Origin of the sequence: Paenibacillus sp. NPDC057934 (genome assembly GCF_042887565.1) — a bacterium.
Classification (GTDB): Bacteria; Bacillota; Bacilli; order Paenibacillales; family Paenibacillaceae; genus Paenibacillus_AQ.
On sequence record NZ_JBHVPB010000002.1, the window covers coordinates 313,127 to 333,018 of the forward strand.

Here is a 19,892-nt window from a genome sequence, read left to right on the forward strand (position 1 = left end):
TAACGAGTCATAATGTGGTCATAAAGCCAGTAGAGGAAGTGGGAGTAAGCAAGGTAAGGCCTCCGAAATGTACATAGAATCTTGGATTATCCTGTGTGTGTAATCACACCTTGAGTCTTGGCGCTCTGGTACGCTGAAACGGACGATTGATGATTTATGAATGGAGGATAATGATATGTTTTGTTATCAGTGTGAACAGACGCCAGACGGCGGGTGTACCGTCGTTGGGGTGTGCGGCAAGAACGAGACGATTGCGAGCTTGCAGGACACGATGATTTTTGCATTAAAAGGCATCGCTGCCTATGCGACTCATGCAAGACAACTGGGATACTCCGATCCTGAGGTGGACCGTATCACTCATGAAGCGTTGTATATGACCCTGACCAATTCCAACTTTAATGTGCAGGAGCATCTGGAAATGGCGATGAAGGTTGGCCATGCGGCAGTACGAATTATGGATGTGCTGGACCGCGCGCATACGGATCGCTTTGGCATCCCTCAGCCAGTTACAGTCAGTCAGAATAAAATCGAGGGCCATTCTATTGTGGTGACTGGGCATAACCTGTATGCCCTCGAAGAGCTGCTGCGGCAGACAGAAGGCAAGGGGATCAACATCTACACCCACTCTGAAATGCTACCTGCCCACGGCTATCCGGCACTGAAGAAGTATAGTCATCTGAAGGGCAATATCGGTAAAGCTTGGTATGACCAGCGTAGATTATTTGAACAGTTTCCCGGCGCCATCCTGGCGACTACGAACTGTGTGATGCCGATTAAAGGGACGTATGCAGACCGCTTTTTCTCATATGAAGTAGCAGGGCTGGAAGGTGTGGAGAAAATCACTGGCGAAGATTTCGCCCCGCTGATTAAGCGTGCGTTATCGCTGCCAGTGGCGAACGTGGATTCGGATCTTGTACTTACCACAGGGTACCATCATGAAACGGTGCTGGGGCTTGCGCCTGAGATTATTCAGGCAGTAAAGGACGGTCATATCCGCCGTTTCTTCGTGATTGCAGGATGTGACGCACCAGGCAAAGGGGGAGAATATTACCGTGAGCTGGCTACCTCTCTGCCGAATGATACGGTTATTCTAACCACTTCTTGCGGTAAGTTTCGCTTCAACGACGTAGATTACGGGACGGTAGGGAACACGGGAATTCCGCGTTATATAGATCTTGGGCAATGTAATAATTCAGGCTCCACTGTAAAAATCGCACTGGCCCTCGCCGATGCCTTCGGCTGCACCGTGAACGAGCTTCCGGTCAGCATTGTACTGTCCTGGTTTGAGCAAAAAGCAGTAGCCATTCTGCTTGGGCTGTTCAGTCTCGGCATACAGGATATCCGCATCGGGCCGAAGCCGCCTGAGTTTATCTCGGAGGGTGTGCTGGACGTGCTTGTTGAAATGTTTGGGCTGAAGCTGATTACAACGGCCGAGGCAGACATGAACGCTATGCTGGCGCTATCGTAAGCGTACGCGTCTGTTCAGCAAGGCGAACTAAGGATAGAATAAGGAGTTGCTTCGCACTTCAGGGTGCGATGCAGCTCTTTTTTTTGCGGAGGAATTTGATGATTTCCATGACCAACATGCAGGATGTCGTTATAATAGTAGAAGATTCAAGAAACAGAGGAGCGAAATTATACACATGACAGAGAAAACAGAGAATAAGACACAATTCCAACAAGTACGAGAGTTCCACCTTGGCTTTAACTGCCCAGCCCCTGAGGCACCGGAAAAACTATCAGACAAGCTTGGGGTTAACCGTGCTGCTTTTATTATGGAAGAGGTAATCGAGCTGTTGCATGCTACCGCCGGAAATGACGAGCGTTTCGCTATATTTTACGAGGATCTTATGACCCGTGCCGCTGAGTCTTACCGCAAGCAACTGCAGAAATCCTATCCAGACGACCAGTTGATTGGGCAGATGGATGCGTTCACGGATATTTTGTACTTCGCCAATGGTGGATTCGTAGAAGCAGGTGTGGAGCCTGAACCGATCTTTGATATCGTCCACGCTGCGAATATGGGCAAAATCTTCCCTGACGGCAAGCCACATTACAACGAAGTAGGAAAGGTCATTAAACCGGACAACTGGGAGCGTGACCACGCACCAGAGCCTAAAATCCAGGCTGAGATCAACCGCCAAATTGAGCTGGGTGGAAAACGGTTTGAGTAGAAAATACTTAGATGTAACATTGTGTTAACAACCATATAATATGCTTAGTTCCCAAAACAACAATGTATATTTCGTGGGAGAGGGTGCCTGTATGCCACAAATCAAGAGAGTGCTCAGAAACCGCTGGTTTCATTGGGTAGCCGGTATTTTTCTGATTGTGATTATTGCTTTCTCTACAGTATCTTTTCTACTGGTGAACTCGGTATCTGCTGCTTACAAAACGGGGAGTATCGAAGAGAAATATGCGTTACCCGGAAAGGATGCAGTCCAAACGGCGGAGATCACCGGGACGAAGGGAGAAAAGCTATACAAAGTCTACTACCCAGAGTCCAAAGATGTCAGACATCCATTGATTGCTTGGGGTAACGGTACGGGAGCTCTGCCCAAACAATACGATGCGCTGTTCCGCCACCTTGCAGGCTGGGGATTTATCGTTATCGACAGCTATAGCACAACGACCGGAACAGGGAAAGAAATTCTAGCCTCGATAGAATATATGCTGGCTGCGAACAATGACCCCAAAAGTCAGTTCTATCACAGGGTTCAGTCTGATCGAATAGGTGCGGCTGGTCATTCCCAAGGCTCTACCGGCGTCATTAATGCTCATACGAATTATGATCGTGGAAAAGTGATCAAAACAGTCGTATCTATCGCGCTTCCGAAGCTGGAATTTTGCGATCCAAAGGATGTCTACGATACCTCTGCACTGAAGGTACCATTTTTGGTGCTGAGCGGCACCCGTGATTTTATTATCTCGCCTGCCTCCTCCAACAAGCTGGAGATCAGCAAAGCTAAGCCGGATCTTCCGGTAATGATGGCGATGGCCAAAGGGGCTGCGCATACAGCCATTGAACAGGATGGCGGTCAGCATAGAGGGTATCTGACAGCATGGATGAGATACCAGCTCATGGGCGATGCTGAGGCCAAGCGCGCTTTTGTAGGCAAGGATGCGGAGATTGTCACGAATAGCAATTGGAAGGATGTCACTTCGGCTAATATGCAGAAATAATTCATCTGGGGGCGGAAACAGAGTTGTGAAATATGAAAACGGAGAGACCTGGTCTGACATGACATAGGTTTCTCCGTTTTTTGTTAATGCAGTGTTAGTGATTTGAAATAGATGATAGATTCTCTTCTAGTAATTTCCCGACTTGTCTGGCTATATGTTCACAGTCAGAATTGATTTCATCCATAACAAAGGATTCCACAATACCTAAAACGGCTGTGCTCAGGAAACGAATTGTAAGGTCTCGATCTTGAGTGATATCGACAGTAGGAATTTCTCCCCCGATTTGTTCCATGAGACAATTGAGAAGCTGTTTTCTAAAAGATACAGTGCTTTCACTTTTAAATAAAGCATAGAAAAAATCTTTTTTTTGTTCAAAGTAATGAAACCAAATGATTGTACTTTCTATAAAATCACTAGCTTTACTTTCGGCGCAAGTAGATTTGAGCTCTCTGATTTGTTCTTGAACGATTGTATCTAATAAGTCATTTTTATCAGTAAAATGCAAGTAGAAGGTTTTTCTACTGATATCAGCTTTTTCAGTAAGAGTCTTCACAGTAATACTATCAAATCCATCATGAAGTAAAAGTGTCAAAAATGTGGATTGAATTGCTTTTCTGGACTTTTTGGTTCTTCGATCTAATTTTTCTTCCATATCAAACTCCGTTTCATACACAGTTTAGAATAAATGAGTATTACTACATGAATTCGTAAATGTGGTAATTGTTTTGTCCATCATTCTATTTTAAATTAAATATACAGGAGAGTATTAATACACACAAGGATCGGAATGGATTTTTGTAAAAGATATTTTTTCTGTTATGAAAACTTGTAGTGATAAAGGAGAGGAAAATATGAATAGACCTCATATTGTCTGCCACATGATGACATCCTTGGATGGAAAAATAGATGGCGATTACATGAAGACAGAAGAAGCACAATCTTTGTATTTGAAATATGTAGAAATCCAGGAAAGCTATAATCCTAAGGCTTGGATGTGCGGCAGGGTGACTATGGAAGGGAATTTTGCCTTTGGAGAAAAGGTGGAATTTAAGGGAGGTATCACCTTAGCAGTACCAAGGACAGATTTTATTGCAGATGCTCATGCTGAAAGATATGTCATTGCAGTAGACCCTAAAGGAAAATTAAGATGGACTCAAAACACAATCCCGACATCGTTTCAGTTAAAAGTGGAATCACATATTGTAGTGGTGATCACTGAGGATGTAGCAGATGAATACTTAACATATTTACGCGATTTAGGGATTTCTTATATTTTTGGCGGTAAAGAACAACTGGATTTGCATGAAGTATTAAGAAAGATTCATACCTTGCTTGGTGTCCAGGAAATGATGTTGGACGGGGGAGCTTATTTGAACGGTACTTTTCTAAATGAGGGACTCGTTGATGAATTAAGCTTATTAATTACTCCAACAGCCGATGGGGATACAAGTACACAAGCCTTATTTGCCAAACCAGATTCTCTGGTGAAACAACCAGCGGCACGATTTATATTAAGAGAAGTTCGAAAATTAGAGTCTAACGGCATATATTTGAATTACACAATTAATAGATAAAATTCATTGCAAAAATCCACTTGAGGAGAGACTTAAGTGGATTTTTTTGCGTTAGAGTGTACAGACTATTCAACAAACAAGGCAACCCATATAAATATTACAATAACTTAGAAGGCATTTTTTTTAAAATGTTTCTGTGATCCTTCTATGTTAATATAGCAAAATGGTATTCTAAAAAAGTAAAGGGGCGATATGCTGCATTCGTTGATCCGTTTGGTAATGTGCATGAAATCGCAGAATTTCCTCATTGAGCGCCGTTATCTTTGATAAAAGACCCAAAGGAAGTGTTAAAGAATGGATTTTGAAATGGTAATGCAGGAGCTTGAAGCGCTTGGCAAGGAAAGAACCAAGAAAATCTACCAGTCGAACGGCGCACATGAACCGCTTTTTGGTGTGGCTACAGGTCAAATGAAGCCTATTTTCCGAAAAACAAAAATAAATCAAGCGTTGTCTGAGCAACTTTATGCAACGGGGAACTACGACGCCATGTATTTTGCCGGAATTATTGCCGATCCCAAAGCGATGACAGCAGCAGACTTTGAACGTTGGATCGCCGGCGCTTATTTCTATATGCTGTCCGATTTTGTGGTGGCGGTAACGTTGGCAGAGGCAGATATTGCTCAGGAAGTGGCTGACAAGTGGATTTCAAGCGGCGATGAACTGAGAATGTCTGCGGGCTGGAGCTGCTATTGCTGGCTGCTGGGAAATCGCCCGGACGCTGAATTTTCCGAGAGCAAAATTGCTAACATGCTTGATCTTGTGAAAAATACGATCCATGCTGCTCCCGAGCGCGCAAAATTCGCTATGAATAATTTTATCTACACAGTAGGGGTGTCCTATGTGCCTCTCCATGATAAAGCGTTCGAAACTGCTAAAGCAGTAGGTCCGGTTGAAGTTGATCTTGCGAAGAAAAAAAGCAAAGTTCTAGTTGCATCTGAACGCCTTCAAAAGGCGATAGATAAAGGGGAGCTCGGGTTTAAACGCAAGCATGTACGTTGTTAAGCGCTATTTTGAATCTCTAACTACAGCAATTATAAGACGCCAGGAATCTCCTGTGCGTCTTCTTTGTTGTTTCTTTCGAATCATCTCTTTGACATGGAGTTTAATTTCCAAGAAGACCGGATTCAGCTGTGACACTATACGTTATTACGAAAAAATCGGGCTGATCTCACGTTTATTACCTAAGTAAGCAGGAAAAAAGTCCGCTGCTCTTTGCATCTTGGAAAGCTATAATAAAGTTGATGAGGTGCCTAGAAATCGGATTTAAATCTGCAAACCGCAAGCTGACTGACGATACGGCGAGGTGACAACATGGGCAAGATAGAGACGGTATTGACGAAACAGGGGAAGATTTTTAAAGATTATCGACATTTGACCATTACGGAAGCTACAGAGGTTTGTATCCTGAATATTATTAAAGGCCGGCTGTATGTGGACAGAAAAACGATGAATCCCAAATATGAGCCATATTCCACCAAACAGGAGGCCATCGATCGGCTGAATGAGTTGGCAGATGAACTGAAAGACAAGGGTTTTGCTGAAGAGCCGAGGGACATCTTGTTTCAGATCGCCGAAAAAGAAATCTACGTGTTCGACAAAGCGAAATGGCACTATGAGGGTGACTTTCCACAAGAACTGGATCACGCACAAGCCTATGTCCCGACAGGCATGTTCATTACCTGGTTGCTTAAAAATGATCTGTCCAGCAAACAAAGTCGCAAAGAGGATGCCCTGGAAATCGAGCTTGTTAGAAGGGATGAAATGACAGGTGCTCAATTTTACCGGAAGAACTGGGATGGCGTGCTCAGCTCAAAGGAATTGTCGGATGAAGCGGATGAATTTGCCTGCGAGTACCTCAATATCCATAACGATCTTTATATGGCGGTTGATTTCACGAACGAATTAGCGGCTGGCTTGCCGACCATCTATCATGTGGAAGATTCACTTGAAAACTATGGGATCATGGAACCGATTATTACCGAACGTTACCGGGACTGGAAACGTCGCAACCCGCAAGGAGCTGTTGGTAGTTCTAAACATAATTAATCCATCAGGATGTCATGGCACAAATGGATTGGGAGTCTGTCACAAGCAGGAGCTGAATTGTTCCAATAATCTCCTTACCCAACCAGACCATACGGTCGAATGGACCGGGACACTTAGCTACGAGACCTCACTCACTTGCTATACAGCAACGCTTAGTTATCAGGGGATCGAGCTTCCTGTTCAAGCGAACATCTCCACCAAAGCTGATATGGAACGGTTGTCGCCCAATGTTAAGCTTGCGTTGGAACAATTTGGCGAGCTGGGTAATAAAGAACTCAACCTGATCGCTGAGGCCAATCCCGATGAAGATGTGAATGAGTTAGTACTGAGCTGGCTCGAATTTGAAAAAGACAGTCCGTTTCTCTTGGGTTACGATGCAGGCGATATCCCGGCAGGGCAACTCTGCATTTACGTGGTTTTTAGTGAAAATATTGATACAAACAACGCGTGCTAATATTTAATCGGCACGCGTTGTTTGTGTTTGTCTCAAACTGCTGGTAAAGGATGCAGATGCGACACGGATAAAATATTTAAATTGACAAGAAATTTATTTTATTGCTATTATAGCAACACTACATAATTGATAATGAATATCATTATCATAATAATGAGCTATTTTGAGGGGAGCTGTGAGTAACAAGGTTTGGGTTTGGGAACTACAGATTGATTTATGACAACTAGAATGGTGAAAAGGAAAGTGAGACCATGAAGAAAAGCATGTCAATATTTTATAAATTTGTTTTGTTAACTACTGTGATGACGTCCACGCTATTCGTTGGATATGGAGAGAAAGTGTTCGCTGCTCCAGTATTTAGTCAATGGGGAGAAGATGGCGAGGAAGAGGGGCAATTTAGTTTTCCGCAAGGGATGGCCATTGACCAAGAAGGAAATCTTTATGTAGCAGATACAATGAATAGTCGTGTGCAGAAATTCACATCAGATGGGCAGTTTTTGCAACAATGGGATATTGACGGAATGGTCTATGGAATGCCACGGGCCATTGCGGTTGATCATAGTGGGCTTGTCTATGTGAATAATGGGCAAGGCAACATTCGGATATTTCAGTCAGACGGCACCGAACTAAGACGTTTTATTGACAGGAATTTTCTGAATGCTGGTGTATTGGGGATGGCAGTCGATCAGGAGGGTAACGTGTATGTATCGAATGCCGGATTGCATCAGGTACGAAAATATGATCCGACAGGACAAGTTTTGCTGACATGGGGAGCGCGTGGAGCCGGTCCTGGGGAATTCAATGCGCCGTCTGGCATCGCGATCGATCACGAAGGCACCATTTTTATCGCTGATCCTGGCAACTTCCGCATTCAGAAATTCGATTCCGCAGGCCACTATCTTGGACAATGGGGAGAGGCGGAAAGCGCCGAACCGGGACAATTCAGTTTTCCACAGGCGCTGACCTTTGACAGTTACGGAAATCTGCATGTTATGGAGACGAAGAATTATCGCATCCAAGTGCTTGATCCATATGGAAAATCAATCAGAATGTGGGGTAAGGAAGGTTCAGCTCCTGGAGAATTTGAGGTTACATTCGGTGTGGCCACCGACAATGCTGGAAATATCTATGTAGATGACTCTATGCTGCGCCGTGTGCAGAAATTCTCACTTACTTTGGACAGCCCGCAAATCGTGACCACTTCAGACCAAGCGACCGTCACATGGCCTGAGGTAGAGGGAGCAACGGATCTCGAGCTTGAGTGGTCGAAGGACGGGAAAAGCTGGAGCCAACAAACCGTGGCTGCCAATGAAACGCAGACAACGATTCAACCATTGACTGACAGTACAAATTATCAGTTTCGCCTCAGCGCCAATTTTGGTCCAGGTTACAGAATGGCCTCCAATTTGGTGGAAGCTAGAACTGCTAGCATAACACTGCCACCTGAACCGGAAACACCATCAGAACAATTGCCACCAACGAATGGCGAGACAACACCTCCTACGGATAAAGAGGGCGAGGCGCCAACGAATGGCGAAACAACGCCTCCTGCGGATAAAGAGGGCGAGGCGCCAACAAATAGTCAACCAAGACCTTCTACAGATAAAGTAGGCGAGGTTGGTTTTGAAAAGATAACCTCAACGAATGGTCAAATAACGCTTCCTGTGGGTAAAATGGGCGAGGTTAGTTTGGAAGATATCATCAGGCTCTCAGTTCCAGCCAATGTAACAAATAAAGAATCGAAATTAACGATAGAGAAAGTCCTAAACCCGCAAAATCTCCTAAATAATAAAGAGGTCCTGGGCAGCTCGGTATTCGAAGTTCTGAAAAACTTCCCGGAAAACTTCAGTAAACCGGTAACGATCACTCTAACATTTAATCCTGCAAGTCTGAAGAGTAATCAATCGGTGGGTGTCTTCCGTTATGAAGATGAGAAGAAAGAATGGATGGCTGTTTCTGGCAGTAAGATCGACGGCAACCGCATTAGTGTGGAAGTTAGTCAGTTTGGAAAGTTTGCGATATTCGTCGTAGATCAAGCCACGGGTATGCCCGTAACGAATCACCTAGCGGAAACGTCAACGGAAGTTAATATTAGTGATATCTTTGGGCACTGGGCACAAGCAGACATCAAGCAAGCAATTAGTAGTGGAATCGTCATGGGGTACCCGGATGGTACATTTAAGCCGAATCATGCTGTGACACGTGCGGAATTTGCTGTAATGCTGATGAATACGTTGAAGCCGCAAGAGTCAGGAGTGACAACTGCCTTCACAGATTCTACGGAGATCGGAGCTTGGGCGCAAAAGGCGGTTGTGCAAGCAGTACAAGCTGGCATCATTAAAGGTGATAATGCTGGCACATTCCGTCCGAATGCAGAAGTTACACGTGCGGAAATGGCAGTGATGATAGCTCGCGCTATGAGCTTGTCTACCGAAGGAAAAGCCGTAACTGACTTCGCTGACGACAAGGATATTCCTGCGTGGGCGAAAAGCAGTGTTGCTGATGTGAAGCGAGCAGGTATTGTGCAAGGTAAAGGTGGAAACCAATTCGCTGCTCAAGACTATGCAACGCGGGCTGAAGCCGTAGCAGTCCTACTGAAAATGTTGGTTCAACAGAGCAAGTAAAATAACAATAACAAACTCGGACGATCCTGGTGGACCTTGATGTGGAGTGCTGTGTAGAGCTAGAGATAGAAAGCATTAATTAATGCCACATGTACTTAAAAATATAACTTGCAGAGCTCAAGTGGAGATACCACCTGAGCTTTTTTTAGTTGAAATATTTACAGCGAAAAAATCTAAGGCGAGTTTAAACGGCTCGATTGGGTGTATTGCTTTCGATTGCTGTTGTCGGTATCTTAGTATTGTTCAGTTCAATCATTGCAAATAAATTAAGATCCCTAAACCTAAAGGAGAAAAACTAGATGACTATTATCGGTAAATTAGCCTCCTCACTCAACCGTAAAGACGAAGGTCCTAATCAGGAACTGGCGAAATATATTGCCGACCGAGAGGATAAGGAAGCTGTGAAAGAGCTAGTTGATAACTTGCATAACAGCGACAAGAATATTCAAAGCGATTGTATTAAAGTTCTCTATGAAATTGGAGATATAAAACCGTCATTAGTTGTTGAATACAGCAAAGAGTTTCTAACATTGCTTGATCATAAGAACAATCGACTTGTCTGGGGGGCTATGACAGCACTAGATGCGATAATTCTTGAAAATCCGGCAACCATTTATGAATCACTTGTAAAGATTGTTGAAATTGCTGACAAAGGATCGGTGATCACCAAAGATCACGCAGTAAATATTCTGATAAAACTTTGCTCTGTCGAACAATATGCTGATCATGCATTCAGGTTACTTATTGAACAGCTTAAGAAATGTCCGACAAATCAACTTCCGATGTATGCGGAGAATGCAATATCCATCATTAACGATAAGAACAAAGCCTTTTTCACAGAGACGTTGATTTCACGACTCGACGAGATTGAAAAAGACACCAAGCGAAAACGGGTGGAGAAGCTGATTAAAAAGCTGAGTTGATTCTAGATCGGGAAAAACAAGCATTCTATTCATTTATTCTGAAATTAGCAGTCAAAAAAACGGGTGAGACCAAGTGAATTTCTTGGTTTTACCCGTTTTTTTGCGTATGAAATCTACAAGGCGCCTGCTTTTAAGAGTATCAGCATGTTCTTAGCAGCAGTATCAGCCTGCGCCTTGATCTCATTCTCATCCGGTATACGTAGTCCAAGGAGGACTTCTTCGAAGAGATTTGCGCGAAGAAGAGCGCTGAAAACGAAGGCCGCATTCCGTTTGCTTGCAATCTTCCATTTCTCTGTATCGGCCCAGCGCTCCAGGTATCGGATGCAGTGCTCAATGATTCCCTCAGTCACCTGCTCCCGATAACGTTGGCCCAGTTCAGGGAAACGATGAGCATCCTGGGTGACTACACGATATAACGAAAGCTGGTCTTTGGAGAACACATGTTGCAATAATTCAATCCCCGCGAGTGGGAGTGCTTGTTCAGGAGGCAAGGACAGCCAAGGCTTATCTGGCTCGGTTGCCGGATCTTCTGGCTGCTCATCCAGTCCGTCCAATTCTTCCAGACCATTAACGCTGCAAGCTGCTTTCATCACCGTGCTGAACAGGTCATCTTTGTTCTCGAAGTGACGGTAGACGGTTTTGACCGATACCCCCGCTGCGGACGCAATCCGGTCCATGGAGGCCTGCGCATAACCGCTGTCCAGAAATTCTTGCAATGCTGCATCTACAATTGCCGCTCTCTTCCTCTTCATCAGGGAAGCTTTCGGATTATCATCTGACCAATTTTTCACAATGATCCTCCAAACTGTTGTTCATACCTATTCGATTCTCTAATTTTAAAGGATAAGATGCATGTTGACAAATGATACGACAACGATTATTGTACTATTAACGACAACGAACGTTGTTGTTTAATAAAAAGACAATTTGTCTTTCAGGAGAGGAACTTATTCATGACAAATTTACTGAATTCTCCGCTTACCCTGCCAAGTGGAGCTGTACTTTCCAATCGTATTGCTAAAGGTGCAATGAGCGAAGGGCTGGCCGATGCCGGTAATGACTCCACACCTCGTTTGGAAACTTTATATCGCACCTGGTCTGCCAGTGGAGCTGGACTTCTGTTATCCGGGAATGTGCAAGTAGACCGCTGGCATCTTGAACGTCCGAATAACGTGGTATTGGATGAAAATACGAATTTGGCAGCACTTGCGGCTTTAGCGAAAGCAGGTACCTCATCAGGTAACCATTTCTGGGTGCAGCTCGGTCATACAGGAAGACAAGTCTCGAACCTGATTAACCCAGCCCCGCTAGCTCCGTCTTCTGTAGAGCTTGAGTTACCAAGAGAGCTAGGTCTTACGTTTGCCGTACCGGTGGAAATGACTGAAGAGGATATTGAAAAAGTAATTGCACAGTTCGTATATGCGGCCCGCAAAAGCCGCGAGGCAGGGTTCACAGGCGTACAGCTTCATGCGGCACATGGATACTTGTTTTCCCAATTCCTGAGTCCGTTAACCAATCGCAGAACTGACCGCTGGGGCGGGTCTTTGGAGAATCGAGCTAGGCTACTGCTTACGGTAATCAGCTCCATTCGCGAGGTTGTGGGTAAAGAATTTCCAATTGGAATCAAGCTGAATTCCTCCGATTTTCAGAAGGGAGGCTTTACTAACGCGGAGTGTATTGAATTGGTTAAACTGCTCAATAAGACAAGCCTGGATCTGCTGGAGCTTTCGGGAGGGTCACTGGAACAGCCTAAGGTGGTTGGGGTGACCTTCAAAGATGAGGGAGTAGATGGCCGCCGGGAAAGCACCATCAAACGCGAAGCTTACTTTATTGAGTATGCCAAAGCAGTACGTGAAGTTGCTGAGATGCCGGTCATGGTTACAGGGAATTTCCGGACTACGGCGGGGATGAACGAGGCTCTGGATAATGGAGAACTGGATATCGTCGGTATCGGACGACCTTTTATTGCCGATCCATTGACCGCGAAGCACTTGCTGGAAGGGAAATTGGAGCGTGCCTTGACCCCTGAGGATAACATTAATGTAATTTATACGTTGCCATGGTTCAATATGCAGCTTGAACGTCTAGGGGATGGCCTTGAACCGGACTTGGAACTTGAAGGACCGGAAGCAGCCGTGCAATTTCAGCAGATTGAAAGTCAGAATTATGCCTCAATCTTAAAGCATAGAAGCCAGCGGTAAGGGGCTTTAAATATTAATGATTGCCAAAGGCTCCTTCAGCTATAATGCTGAGGGGGCTTAGTGGTTGTCCTAAAGATTCTACTGCTTTTATGTAAGCTTCCAACTCGCAGTCCGCATGATCCCCCAGGTCAAACACACCCTCTATTTCTTTTTCTTAAACCACGTAATCACCGACAGGAGTAACGCTAAAATGATGAACATCATAGAGAGTGCCCAAGGATGCATGATGATCACATGAGACTGCCAAGGCCATATGTATCCTTTCATAATGTTGTCCCCGCTTTCTTGCGAATCCAGGTGACCATCAAGAGAATAGCTGGAATGACGATAAAGAGGGGAATCCATAAGCTGTAGGGAAGAATTCGGGTCCCTACGAAGATGTGGTCAGACACATTCCGCGCCATATTGCTCCCGATCCATAATGTGATTACGGCGGCGATAAGAATCGGCAGACGTAGTGATTTGGAGGAGGTAAGCTTCTGGATAGCCAGAACAGCAGCCATCAGATGAAGGGACATTTTTAAAAAGATGGTTGTCATAAAGTACATCACGCCCAGGGCATCGAGGTTATCCAGAAAATTACTGATGCTAAGCTGCTTCAGCAGTACCAGTAGGGGATAGATATTACGCTGGAAGACACCTTCACCCAGCACCATAATTGCGAACATATCAAACACGGCGATAGTAACGCCGGAGACCAGCACGGCTATGATATTTATTTTGGCTAGTTGCCCGGGTTTTCTCAGAAAGGTCCACAACATCGCGAATTCGATGGTTTCGCCGAAGGTCTGCAGAATGCCAAAGGGCCAGACCGTTTTCCAGACTCTCCCCCAGCCTTCGCCTAAGAGGGGCTGCAGATTGTCGAAATGAACACTTCTGGAACCCAGTAGTAGCAGGAGCTCCATGACAAAGAAGAAGAATATAATCGGGAAAAGTAACCCCGCGAGCCGAAAGATCACTTCGACACCACTGGATAGCAAATATATAATAACAAGCATCATGGAACCAAGGATGACCCATGTCGGCGTACCTGGCAGCAGGGTGAGCGGGACAAGCTCCTTCAGATCACTGATTCCCCGTCCTGCGTCATAAATAAACAGCATGGGATAGAACCACGCGATGGGGAGGCCCAGCCAGGGGCCAAATTGCTTGGGGAACCATTCCACCAAGGATAAGTCAGGCATCATGTTCATAAGAGCGGTGTAACCCAGGATCATGCACATTCCAATGAGGGCTGAGAGCAGCATCGCAATCCAGGCATCACGTCCGGCGGGAGAGGCGAACCCGAAGATCACTGTCGTTCCAAGCTGAAACAACACCGTAGTCGCAAAGAGCTGATATCCCGATACCCTGACCATCCTGATCCCTCCCTTTCAGCCTTTTACTCCATCTTCATGGATTTATTGGTTAACCCTACCTGCGTTATTGTAATGTGTGGAGTAATGTTTATCGGTACTTCCGGAAAGCGTTTCTCCCATTCCTTGGCATAGCTCTTGTTCCATTGTTTCGGGTGCTGGGCGTAGATTTTATGTCCGAACCCTAGAATATCTTTTTTATAACCTTGCTGTGCCTTATGACAGACCAATTCAATTCTGGCCTTGACATCTTCTGCAACCAAAGCTTTGACATAGTCCAGATCCTTCGGGTTACTCATGTCCAGCTTAGAGGCGTTCTCAAAGATTGAAATCTCCGCATAGGTATCCACATTTATCATAATTCCTTTAGTATTTGCAAGAGTATGGTATTTCGTATTCGCTGTATGAACTTGTGCGCTGATCCGGCCGCCGCCTTTTTCCGCAGGAACCTCGGCAGTAGTTACCGCATCCTTCATCCGGTTTTTTAGCCACATAGCACCTCTAGTCTCTGTCTCGTTCAGCCAGCCGATTAGCTGATCCTTATGAAACACAGCTGCACCTCTGACGGATAGGCTGCTAATTTTGGATGTGCCGGGATCAGACTCGTCGCTATTTTTTCCAGTCTGAGCTGGGATTAGCTGTACACGTGCTGCCATGGGCGTATCTCCGGGGGAGACCATCATGTCCATAAATTGCAGGAGACGGACACTTACATTCTTTTTGGATTTGGCTTCTTCGCGCATGATTTCGGAGGATAGTTTTTCGAATACCGGATTATACTCCAATATGTCCACTGCATCGCCTTTGGTAAACAGAATATGGCTCTTGATTTGCGATTGCTTGTACCGTTCAAAGAAATCAAGGACCGGCAGCATGCCGCTGCGCGCCAGCTTCTCCCCGATAACAATCACCTTACTGTGGTAAAAAACAATCCTACGCTGAACCTTTTGCTGAATGTATCTGTAGGCCTCCATAATGGTCTCTCCCTCTGCGGACAAGATCCAGCCTGCTTTGGCCTCTAGCTTTTCGCCTCCGGTTTGATTGGTCACACCTAGCAAACGAGGGACGGCGAGTTCCAGTGAGAGCTGGATTTTCCCATTGTCTGTCTTGTCGAGACCGACGGCAGTAACCATGGCCACATCATTTACTTCCACTTTGCTCCAGCAGCCCGTTAACAGAGCAAGAATCAGGCAGAGCATCATTAACAGGGTTACTGGTTTCACCTGCATTTTTCTCACCCCGCATCTTATTGTTGGAACAAAGCTTATGAATGGCATTGTAACAGATAGCTTGGCTTATTCTTATTCGCCAATCCCTCTGCGTCGATGAATCAGATTCCTCCAGGGTACCCGAACGAGGGTATCCTTAAGATTATTTAAGGATAACGGTGCTACAGGAGAGAGATAAGGTACGCCAAAGGACCGGAGCCGAAGCAGATGGATGCATATGACCAGCAGACCCAGGAAAATACCATAAAGTCCCAGAGTCCCGGCAAGGCACATTAACGGAAAGCGCAGCAACCGCGCAGCGATCCCCAGACTATAAGAAGGGAAAATAAAGGAGGCAATTCCTGTGAAGGATACAATAATCACGAGGATCGCCGAGACAATGCCCGCTTGCACCGCTGCTTGTCCAATGACTAGTGCGCCAACGATGCTTACAGCTTGTCCCACGGGACGGGGCATGCGGATACCAGCTTCCCGTAGTCCTTCAAAGGTAATCTCCATGAGAAGCGCTTCGACAATGGCCGGAAAAGGAACCGCTTCACGTGAGGAGGCAATGCTTAGTAGCAGGTTGGTCGGTACCATTTCCTGATGAAAGGTCGTTACTGCAATATAAAGAGAAGGGAAGGTCAGGGCGATGAACGCCAGCCAGTATCGAAGCCACCGGGTGGCCGTCGATATCATGTACCGCTGATAATAATCCTCCGGCGATTGCAGCAGTCCGAGAAAAGTGATTGGCAACACCAAAGCGAACGGCGTATTGTCAATCAGTAAGCTGACTTTACCTTCTAGCAGAGCCGCAGCTACCCGATCCGGGCGTTCCGTACTAAGGACTTGTGGAAACGGCGAATAGGTATTATCCTCGATCAATTCTTCAATATATCCGCTCTCCAGAATCGCATCGATTTTTATTCGTGCAAGCCGTGTGCGTACTTCATCCAATAGTTCTGGTTTGACTACTCCGTCTAAATACACGATTACAATGTCCGTATTGGACACATCGCCAATGGTTAGTGGCTCCATCTTGAGCTTGTTCGTCTTGAGTCTGGTGCGCAGAAGACTGGTATTCGTGCGTAGCTTCTCAGTAAAGCCCTCCCGGGGTCCGCGAATGGTAGGCTCAGAGGCCGCTTCTTCCACCGCACGTGTTTCTCGCTTTTTCATGTCGAAGATCAGGGCTTCGGGAGAATCCTCTAGAATGAGTACCGTGTCGCCGTTCGTTATGGCAGAAGCAATTGTATGCATCTCATTCTCTAGCTTGCTCTGGCAGGCAGAGACAATGCTTTTTTGCAAGATCGCTTGGACATCATGATGCTTGATTTGTTCATTCAGCTTGTATTCCAATTGACTGCGTCCGTGCAGCAAGGGAGCAATGATGTGCATGTCCACTTGAGACACATCGACTAATCCGTCTATGAAAATAATAATGCCGCGGTATCCATCGCAGACCAGCAATTCCTTGAATACGATATCGCTCGAACGGTCAAAGTTCTCCTTGAAGAACGTCATGTCGGCTTCGAAATTACCGCTTAGTGAAGGGCCCTTCGGGGAATTTTCCCGGGATAAATGAGAGGTCGGCCGCTTTCTTTGTGATTTGCTTTTCCTAAAAAGCCATCTGAACATAATTACATCCTTAGAGGAGTCTGACTTGATATTTCCAGGTTATTATGCACAATTTACATGGAATTATGATTTGGAAGGCGATTGCTAATGTTAAGTTTCGGCTAACAGTAATAGCTCAGACTGATGTTATAGTTGGTTATAATTATTCTTTACAATCCATATAATCCCATTCCGCAGTATACTCTAACTACTATTGTGATGGAGGGGATACATGTGATCTCAGAGCTCAAGCCGCAGGATTTTAAGAAAATAAAACATCTAACGGACCCCTGCAATAACATTGAGGTAAGGGCTGTTGCTGAAGGGATCAACCCGGGGCGGGTATACACAGATCATCCTGATGAACCAGAAGCGGCTTTAATCTGGATTCAGGGCCAGTCAGATTTTCAGATTGTCGGAAATCCGCGAAGCCAAGGCTTTTTGCAGGGGCTCGATTCCTATATGAGGACAACGCTTGAGCCTGAACTAATACAACAGAATATTCATGGGGTAGAGATTGTGCCGGAGAACAGAGAGTGGGGGGAGACGATCCGAGAGATCTTTCATCCACGTCATCTCTCCCATGATATTCAGCATGTGTTCGGACTCATAGAGGATAATGTACCTCCGGCACTGGAAAGGGTCCCTTCATCGTTAACTATCACCAGAATGGACAAGGAGATATTAAGACCGGGAAGGTATAAGAATCATACCTTTTTGGAGCAGAAGATTCTTCACTACTGGAACTCGGTAGAAGAGTTTCTACAACATGGCATTGGATATATTGCGGAGTGTAACGACAAGGTGGCCAGTGTGTGTTTCTCTGGTTTCGTAGCCGGGAGTACCCATGCGGCGGATGTAGAGACTGTGGAAGAGTTCCGGGGACAGTATTATGCTGCAGGGGCAGTTAAGGCTTTTATTAAGGAATGCGGTCAACATAATCTCCAGCCCTATTGGGATTGTTCTCCTGATAATATGGGGTCGATTCGGCTGGCTAAAGGTGCAGGCTTGTCTTTAGATTTTAGCTACCCTATATTCTGGTATAACCTTACCCAAGATAAGGAGGATTTTTAGAGTATGCAAATTCGCGGCGAACAGCTGCTGCTGTCCAGTCTAGCCATTGATGATTTGGACTTCATCAGCAGTATCAATTGTAATAAAGATTTGTGGTATTACGAAGAAAGTGTAGAAGATAACATGAAGAAAGTATGCGAGAAATATCGGAGTAGGATTGAAGATACCGACGACAAGGAACATTATGATTTTGTCATTCGTAGAACGACAGACCCTGAGGGTGCAGCAATTGGGATTGCAGAGCTCTGGAGTTATGTCGGTCACCGCAGCAGTTGGGAGCTTGGATATGCCGTGCTACCAGAATACAGTGGGAGAGGATACGGGAGTGAAGCAGTGAAACTGCTGCTGCAATTTGCTTTTGAACAGTTGAAGGCCCATAAAGTAGTAGGTATGTGTAATAGCTATAATGAGCGATCGGCGGCGCTGATGGAACGGAGCGGGATGGTTAGGGAAGGGATTTTCAAGGAAGAGCTGAACTGGCAGGGGCGCTGGGTAGACCAGTATTTTTATTCAATATTGGATAGGGAATTTATACATAGTTAATAAGAACTCCTCTTTTGTCGTGGGTGATTACACAATCTCATCCTTAGCAAAGGAGGTTTTTTTCTGTGCTTGTGCATTTCGAGTAACGTATGTTACTATTAACACATGTTACTCGATGAAGGGTGAATTGTAATGTCAATCAAACTGGCGATTTTGGGCATCCTGAGCTGGAAGCCATCCACTGGATATGATCTGAAAAAAATCATCGAGGACTCCTCAGCGATGTATTGGTCAGGCAACAACAATCAAATCTACAAGACACTGGTGCAACTTCTCGGAGAAGAGCTCGTTACGAATGAAGTACAGCATCAGGAAAGCTCGCCTTCGAAGAAGATTTATACGATTACCGAAAAGGGCAGGGCTGAATTGAAAAGCTGGGTTCTCTCACCGCCTGAGCTGCCGGAAATCAAGAAAGGTTTCCTGACCCAGCTTGCGTGGGCCGATCAGTTAAATCCTACAGAGCTGGAAGAGCTACTGTCAGGATATGAGCAGGAAATCATTCTACAGATCAGTCTGGAGCAGGAGAAGATGCGCAGAGGTCTCTTTTCCCCTAATCGGACCTCCCGTGAAAGTTATCTCTGGAAAATGATTGATAAGAATATTATCGCCTCTTATGAGCAGGAGCTGCAATGGGTGCAGCAATTGCGCCAAGGCCTGGCAGAGAAGGACATTGAACGCGAACAATCAGAGGAGTGAACAGAATGAATTATCAAGTGATCAGTAACAGCAATGTAGCTTATGTAGCATGCCTTTCCACCGAGACGCCGCTCAGCAGAGAACAGGATGCATTGGACCTCATCGCCTTATGCTCAGAGCATGATACCAAGCTGCTGATGCTTCATAGCGCAGTGCTCGCCGCAGATTTCTTCAACCTCAGAACAGGTCTGGCAGGCGGAATGATGCAGAAGCTCATCAATTATCATGTGACAACAGCGTTGGTCCTGAATGAAATGATTACAGAAGGCAGGTTCAAGGAGCTAGCTTCAGAATCGAATAAAGGAAACCAATTCAGAATGTTTGATAACACGGATGAAGCAGAGCAGTGGCTTCTCCAGCAAGCTTAATATGAACATGAAAAAGAATCTTCTAGCCC

Annotated in this window: 19 protein-coding genes; 14 read left to right on the top strand and 5 right to left on the bottom strand. The window is 45.4% G+C overall.

What is annotated here, in order from left to right; genetic code table 11:
- The first annotated feature begins 175 nt into the window (after positions 1 to 175).
- The 3 genes from hcp (at position 176) to ACFVRY_RS05910 (ending at position 3,183) form a co-directional block, all read left to right on the top strand.
- A complete protein-coding gene (gene hcp, locus ACFVRY_RS05900) occupies positions 176 to 1,468 on the top strand; it encodes a hydroxylamine reductase (protein ID WP_387498274.1) in 1,293 nt (430 codons plus the stop codon).
- A 175-nt stretch (positions 1,469 to 1,643) separates the two neighbouring features.
- On the top strand, positions 1,644 to 2,174 hold the full coding sequence (locus ACFVRY_RS05905; RefSeq protein WP_387498276.1) for a pyrophosphohydrolase domain-containing protein: 531 nt from the start codon (positions 1,644 to 1,646) through the stop codon (positions 2,172 to 2,174).
- Between the two features lie 91 nt (positions 2,175 to 2,265).
- Complete coding sequence (locus ACFVRY_RS05910; RefSeq protein ID WP_387498278.1) at positions 2,266 to 3,183, top strand: poly(ethylene terephthalate) hydrolase family protein; 918 nt, start codon at positions 2,266 to 2,268, stop codon at positions 3,181 to 3,183.
- 94 nt (positions 3,184 to 3,277) lie between these two features.
- On the opposite strand, the gene ACFVRY_RS05915 is transcribed toward ACFVRY_RS05910, so the two are convergent.
- Entirely contained in the window at positions 3,278 to 3,835 is a 558-nt protein-coding gene (locus ACFVRY_RS05915) for a TetR/AcrR family transcriptional regulator (protein ID WP_387498280.1), read from the bottom strand.
- A gap of 199 nt (positions 3,836 to 4,034) precedes the next feature.
- On the opposite strand from ACFVRY_RS05915, the gene ACFVRY_RS05920 reads away from it, so the two are divergent.
- The 6 genes from ACFVRY_RS05920 (at position 4,035) to ACFVRY_RS05945 (ending at position 10,804) form a co-directional block, all read left to right on the top strand.
- On the top strand, positions 4,035 to 4,757 hold the full coding sequence (locus ACFVRY_RS05920; RefSeq protein WP_387498282.1) for a RibD family protein: 723 nt from the start codon (positions 4,035 to 4,037) through the stop codon (positions 4,755 to 4,757).
- Between the two features lie 294 nt (positions 4,758 to 5,051).
- Positions 5,052 to 5,759 (top strand): DNA alkylation repair protein, encoded by a 708-nt coding sequence (locus ACFVRY_RS05925; protein WP_387498283.1) that lies wholly within the window; start codon positions 5,052 to 5,054, stop codon positions 5,757 to 5,759.
- Between the two features lie 309 nt (positions 5,760 to 6,068).
- A complete protein-coding gene (locus ACFVRY_RS05930; protein WP_387498285.1) occupies positions 6,069 to 6,803 on the top strand; it encodes a DUF7832 domain-containing protein in 735 nt (244 codons plus the stop codon).
- Between the two features lie 28 nt (positions 6,804 to 6,831).
- Positions 6,832 to 7,257, top strand: coding sequence for a hypothetical protein (locus ACFVRY_RS05935; RefSeq protein ID WP_387498287.1), 426 nt, complete (start codon positions 6,832 to 6,834; stop codon positions 7,255 to 7,257).
- 263 nt (positions 7,258 to 7,520) lie between these two features.
- Positions 7,521 to 9,881 carry an S-layer homology domain-containing protein gene (locus tag ACFVRY_RS05940; RefSeq protein ID WP_387498289.1) on the top strand — a complete coding sequence of 787 codons (2,361 nt, stop codon included), beginning with the start codon at positions 7,521 to 7,523 and terminating at the stop codon, positions 9,879 to 9,881.
- A gap of 299 nt (positions 9,882 to 10,180) precedes the next feature.
- Positions 10,181 to 10,804, top strand: coding sequence for a hypothetical protein (locus tag ACFVRY_RS05945; protein WP_387498291.1), 624 nt, complete (start codon positions 10,181 to 10,183; stop codon positions 10,802 to 10,804).
- A gap of 113 nt (positions 10,805 to 10,917) precedes the next feature.
- On the opposite strand, the gene ACFVRY_RS05950 is transcribed toward ACFVRY_RS05945, so the two are convergent.
- Positions 10,918 to 11,595: a TetR/AcrR family transcriptional regulator gene (locus tag ACFVRY_RS05950; protein ID WP_387498293.1), complete on the bottom strand. Its 678-nt coding sequence runs from the start codon at positions 11,593 to 11,595 to the stop codon at positions 10,918 to 10,920.
- 162 nt (positions 11,596 to 11,757) lie between these two features.
- On the opposite strand from ACFVRY_RS05950, the gene ACFVRY_RS05955 reads away from it, so the two are divergent.
- Positions 11,758 to 13,005 carry an NADH:flavin oxidoreductase/NADH oxidase family protein gene (locus ACFVRY_RS05955; RefSeq protein WP_387498295.1) on the top strand — a complete coding sequence of 416 codons (1,248 nt, stop codon included), beginning with the start codon at positions 11,758 to 11,760 and terminating at the stop codon, positions 13,003 to 13,005.
- Between the two features lie 263 nt (positions 13,006 to 13,268).
- Here the strand turns inward: ACFVRY_RS05955 and ACFVRY_RS05960 are convergent, their stop codons facing one another.
- The 3 genes from ACFVRY_RS05960 to ACFVRY_RS05970 all read right to left on the bottom strand — a co-directional run bounded on the left by ACFVRY_RS05960 (position 13,269) and on the right by ACFVRY_RS05970 (position 17,089).
- The gene (locus ACFVRY_RS05960) at positions 13,269 to 14,363 is read right to left on the bottom strand and encodes a GerAB/ArcD/ProY family transporter (RefSeq protein ID WP_387498297.1); all 1,095 of its coding nucleotides are present in this window, start codon (positions 14,361 to 14,363) and stop codon (positions 13,269 to 13,271) included.
- A gap of 23 nt (positions 14,364 to 14,386) precedes the next feature.
- Positions 14,387 to 15,583 carry a Ger(x)C family spore germination protein gene (locus ACFVRY_RS05965; RefSeq protein ID WP_387498299.1) on the bottom strand — a complete coding sequence of 399 codons (1,197 nt, stop codon included), beginning with the start codon at positions 15,581 to 15,583 and terminating at the stop codon, positions 14,387 to 14,389.
- A gap of 78 nt (positions 15,584 to 15,661) precedes the next feature.
- Positions 15,662 to 17,089 (bottom strand): spore germination protein, encoded by a 1,428-nt coding sequence (locus tag ACFVRY_RS05970; RefSeq protein ID WP_387498301.1) that lies wholly within the window; start codon positions 17,087 to 17,089, stop codon positions 15,662 to 15,664.
- 327 nt (positions 17,090 to 17,416) lie between these two features.
- Between ACFVRY_RS05970 and ACFVRY_RS05975 the strand changes: the two genes are divergently transcribed.
- The 4 genes from ACFVRY_RS05975 to ACFVRY_RS05990 all read left to right on the top strand — a co-directional run bounded on the left by ACFVRY_RS05975 (position 17,417) and on the right by ACFVRY_RS05990 (position 19,863).
- Positions 17,417 to 18,256 (top strand): GNAT family N-acetyltransferase, encoded by an 840-nt coding sequence (locus ACFVRY_RS05975; RefSeq protein ID WP_387498303.1) that lies wholly within the window; start codon positions 17,417 to 17,419, stop codon positions 18,254 to 18,256.
- A gap of 3 nt (positions 18,257 to 18,259) precedes the next feature.
- Entirely contained in the window at positions 18,260 to 18,799 is a 540-nt protein-coding gene (locus tag ACFVRY_RS05980) for a GNAT family N-acetyltransferase (protein WP_387498305.1), read from the top strand.
- Positions 18,800 to 18,931: 132 nt separating this feature from the next.
- The gene (locus tag ACFVRY_RS05985) at positions 18,932 to 19,495 is read left to right on the top strand and encodes a PadR family transcriptional regulator (protein ID WP_387498307.1); all 564 of its coding nucleotides are present in this window, start codon (positions 18,932 to 18,934) and stop codon (positions 19,493 to 19,495) included.
- Positions 19,496 to 19,500: 5 nt separating this feature from the next.
- Positions 19,501 to 19,863 (top strand): DUF4180 domain-containing protein, encoded by a 363-nt coding sequence (locus ACFVRY_RS05990; RefSeq protein WP_387498309.1) that lies wholly within the window; start codon positions 19,501 to 19,503, stop codon positions 19,861 to 19,863.
- The last annotated feature ends 29 nt before the right edge of the window (positions 19,864 to 19,892 follow it).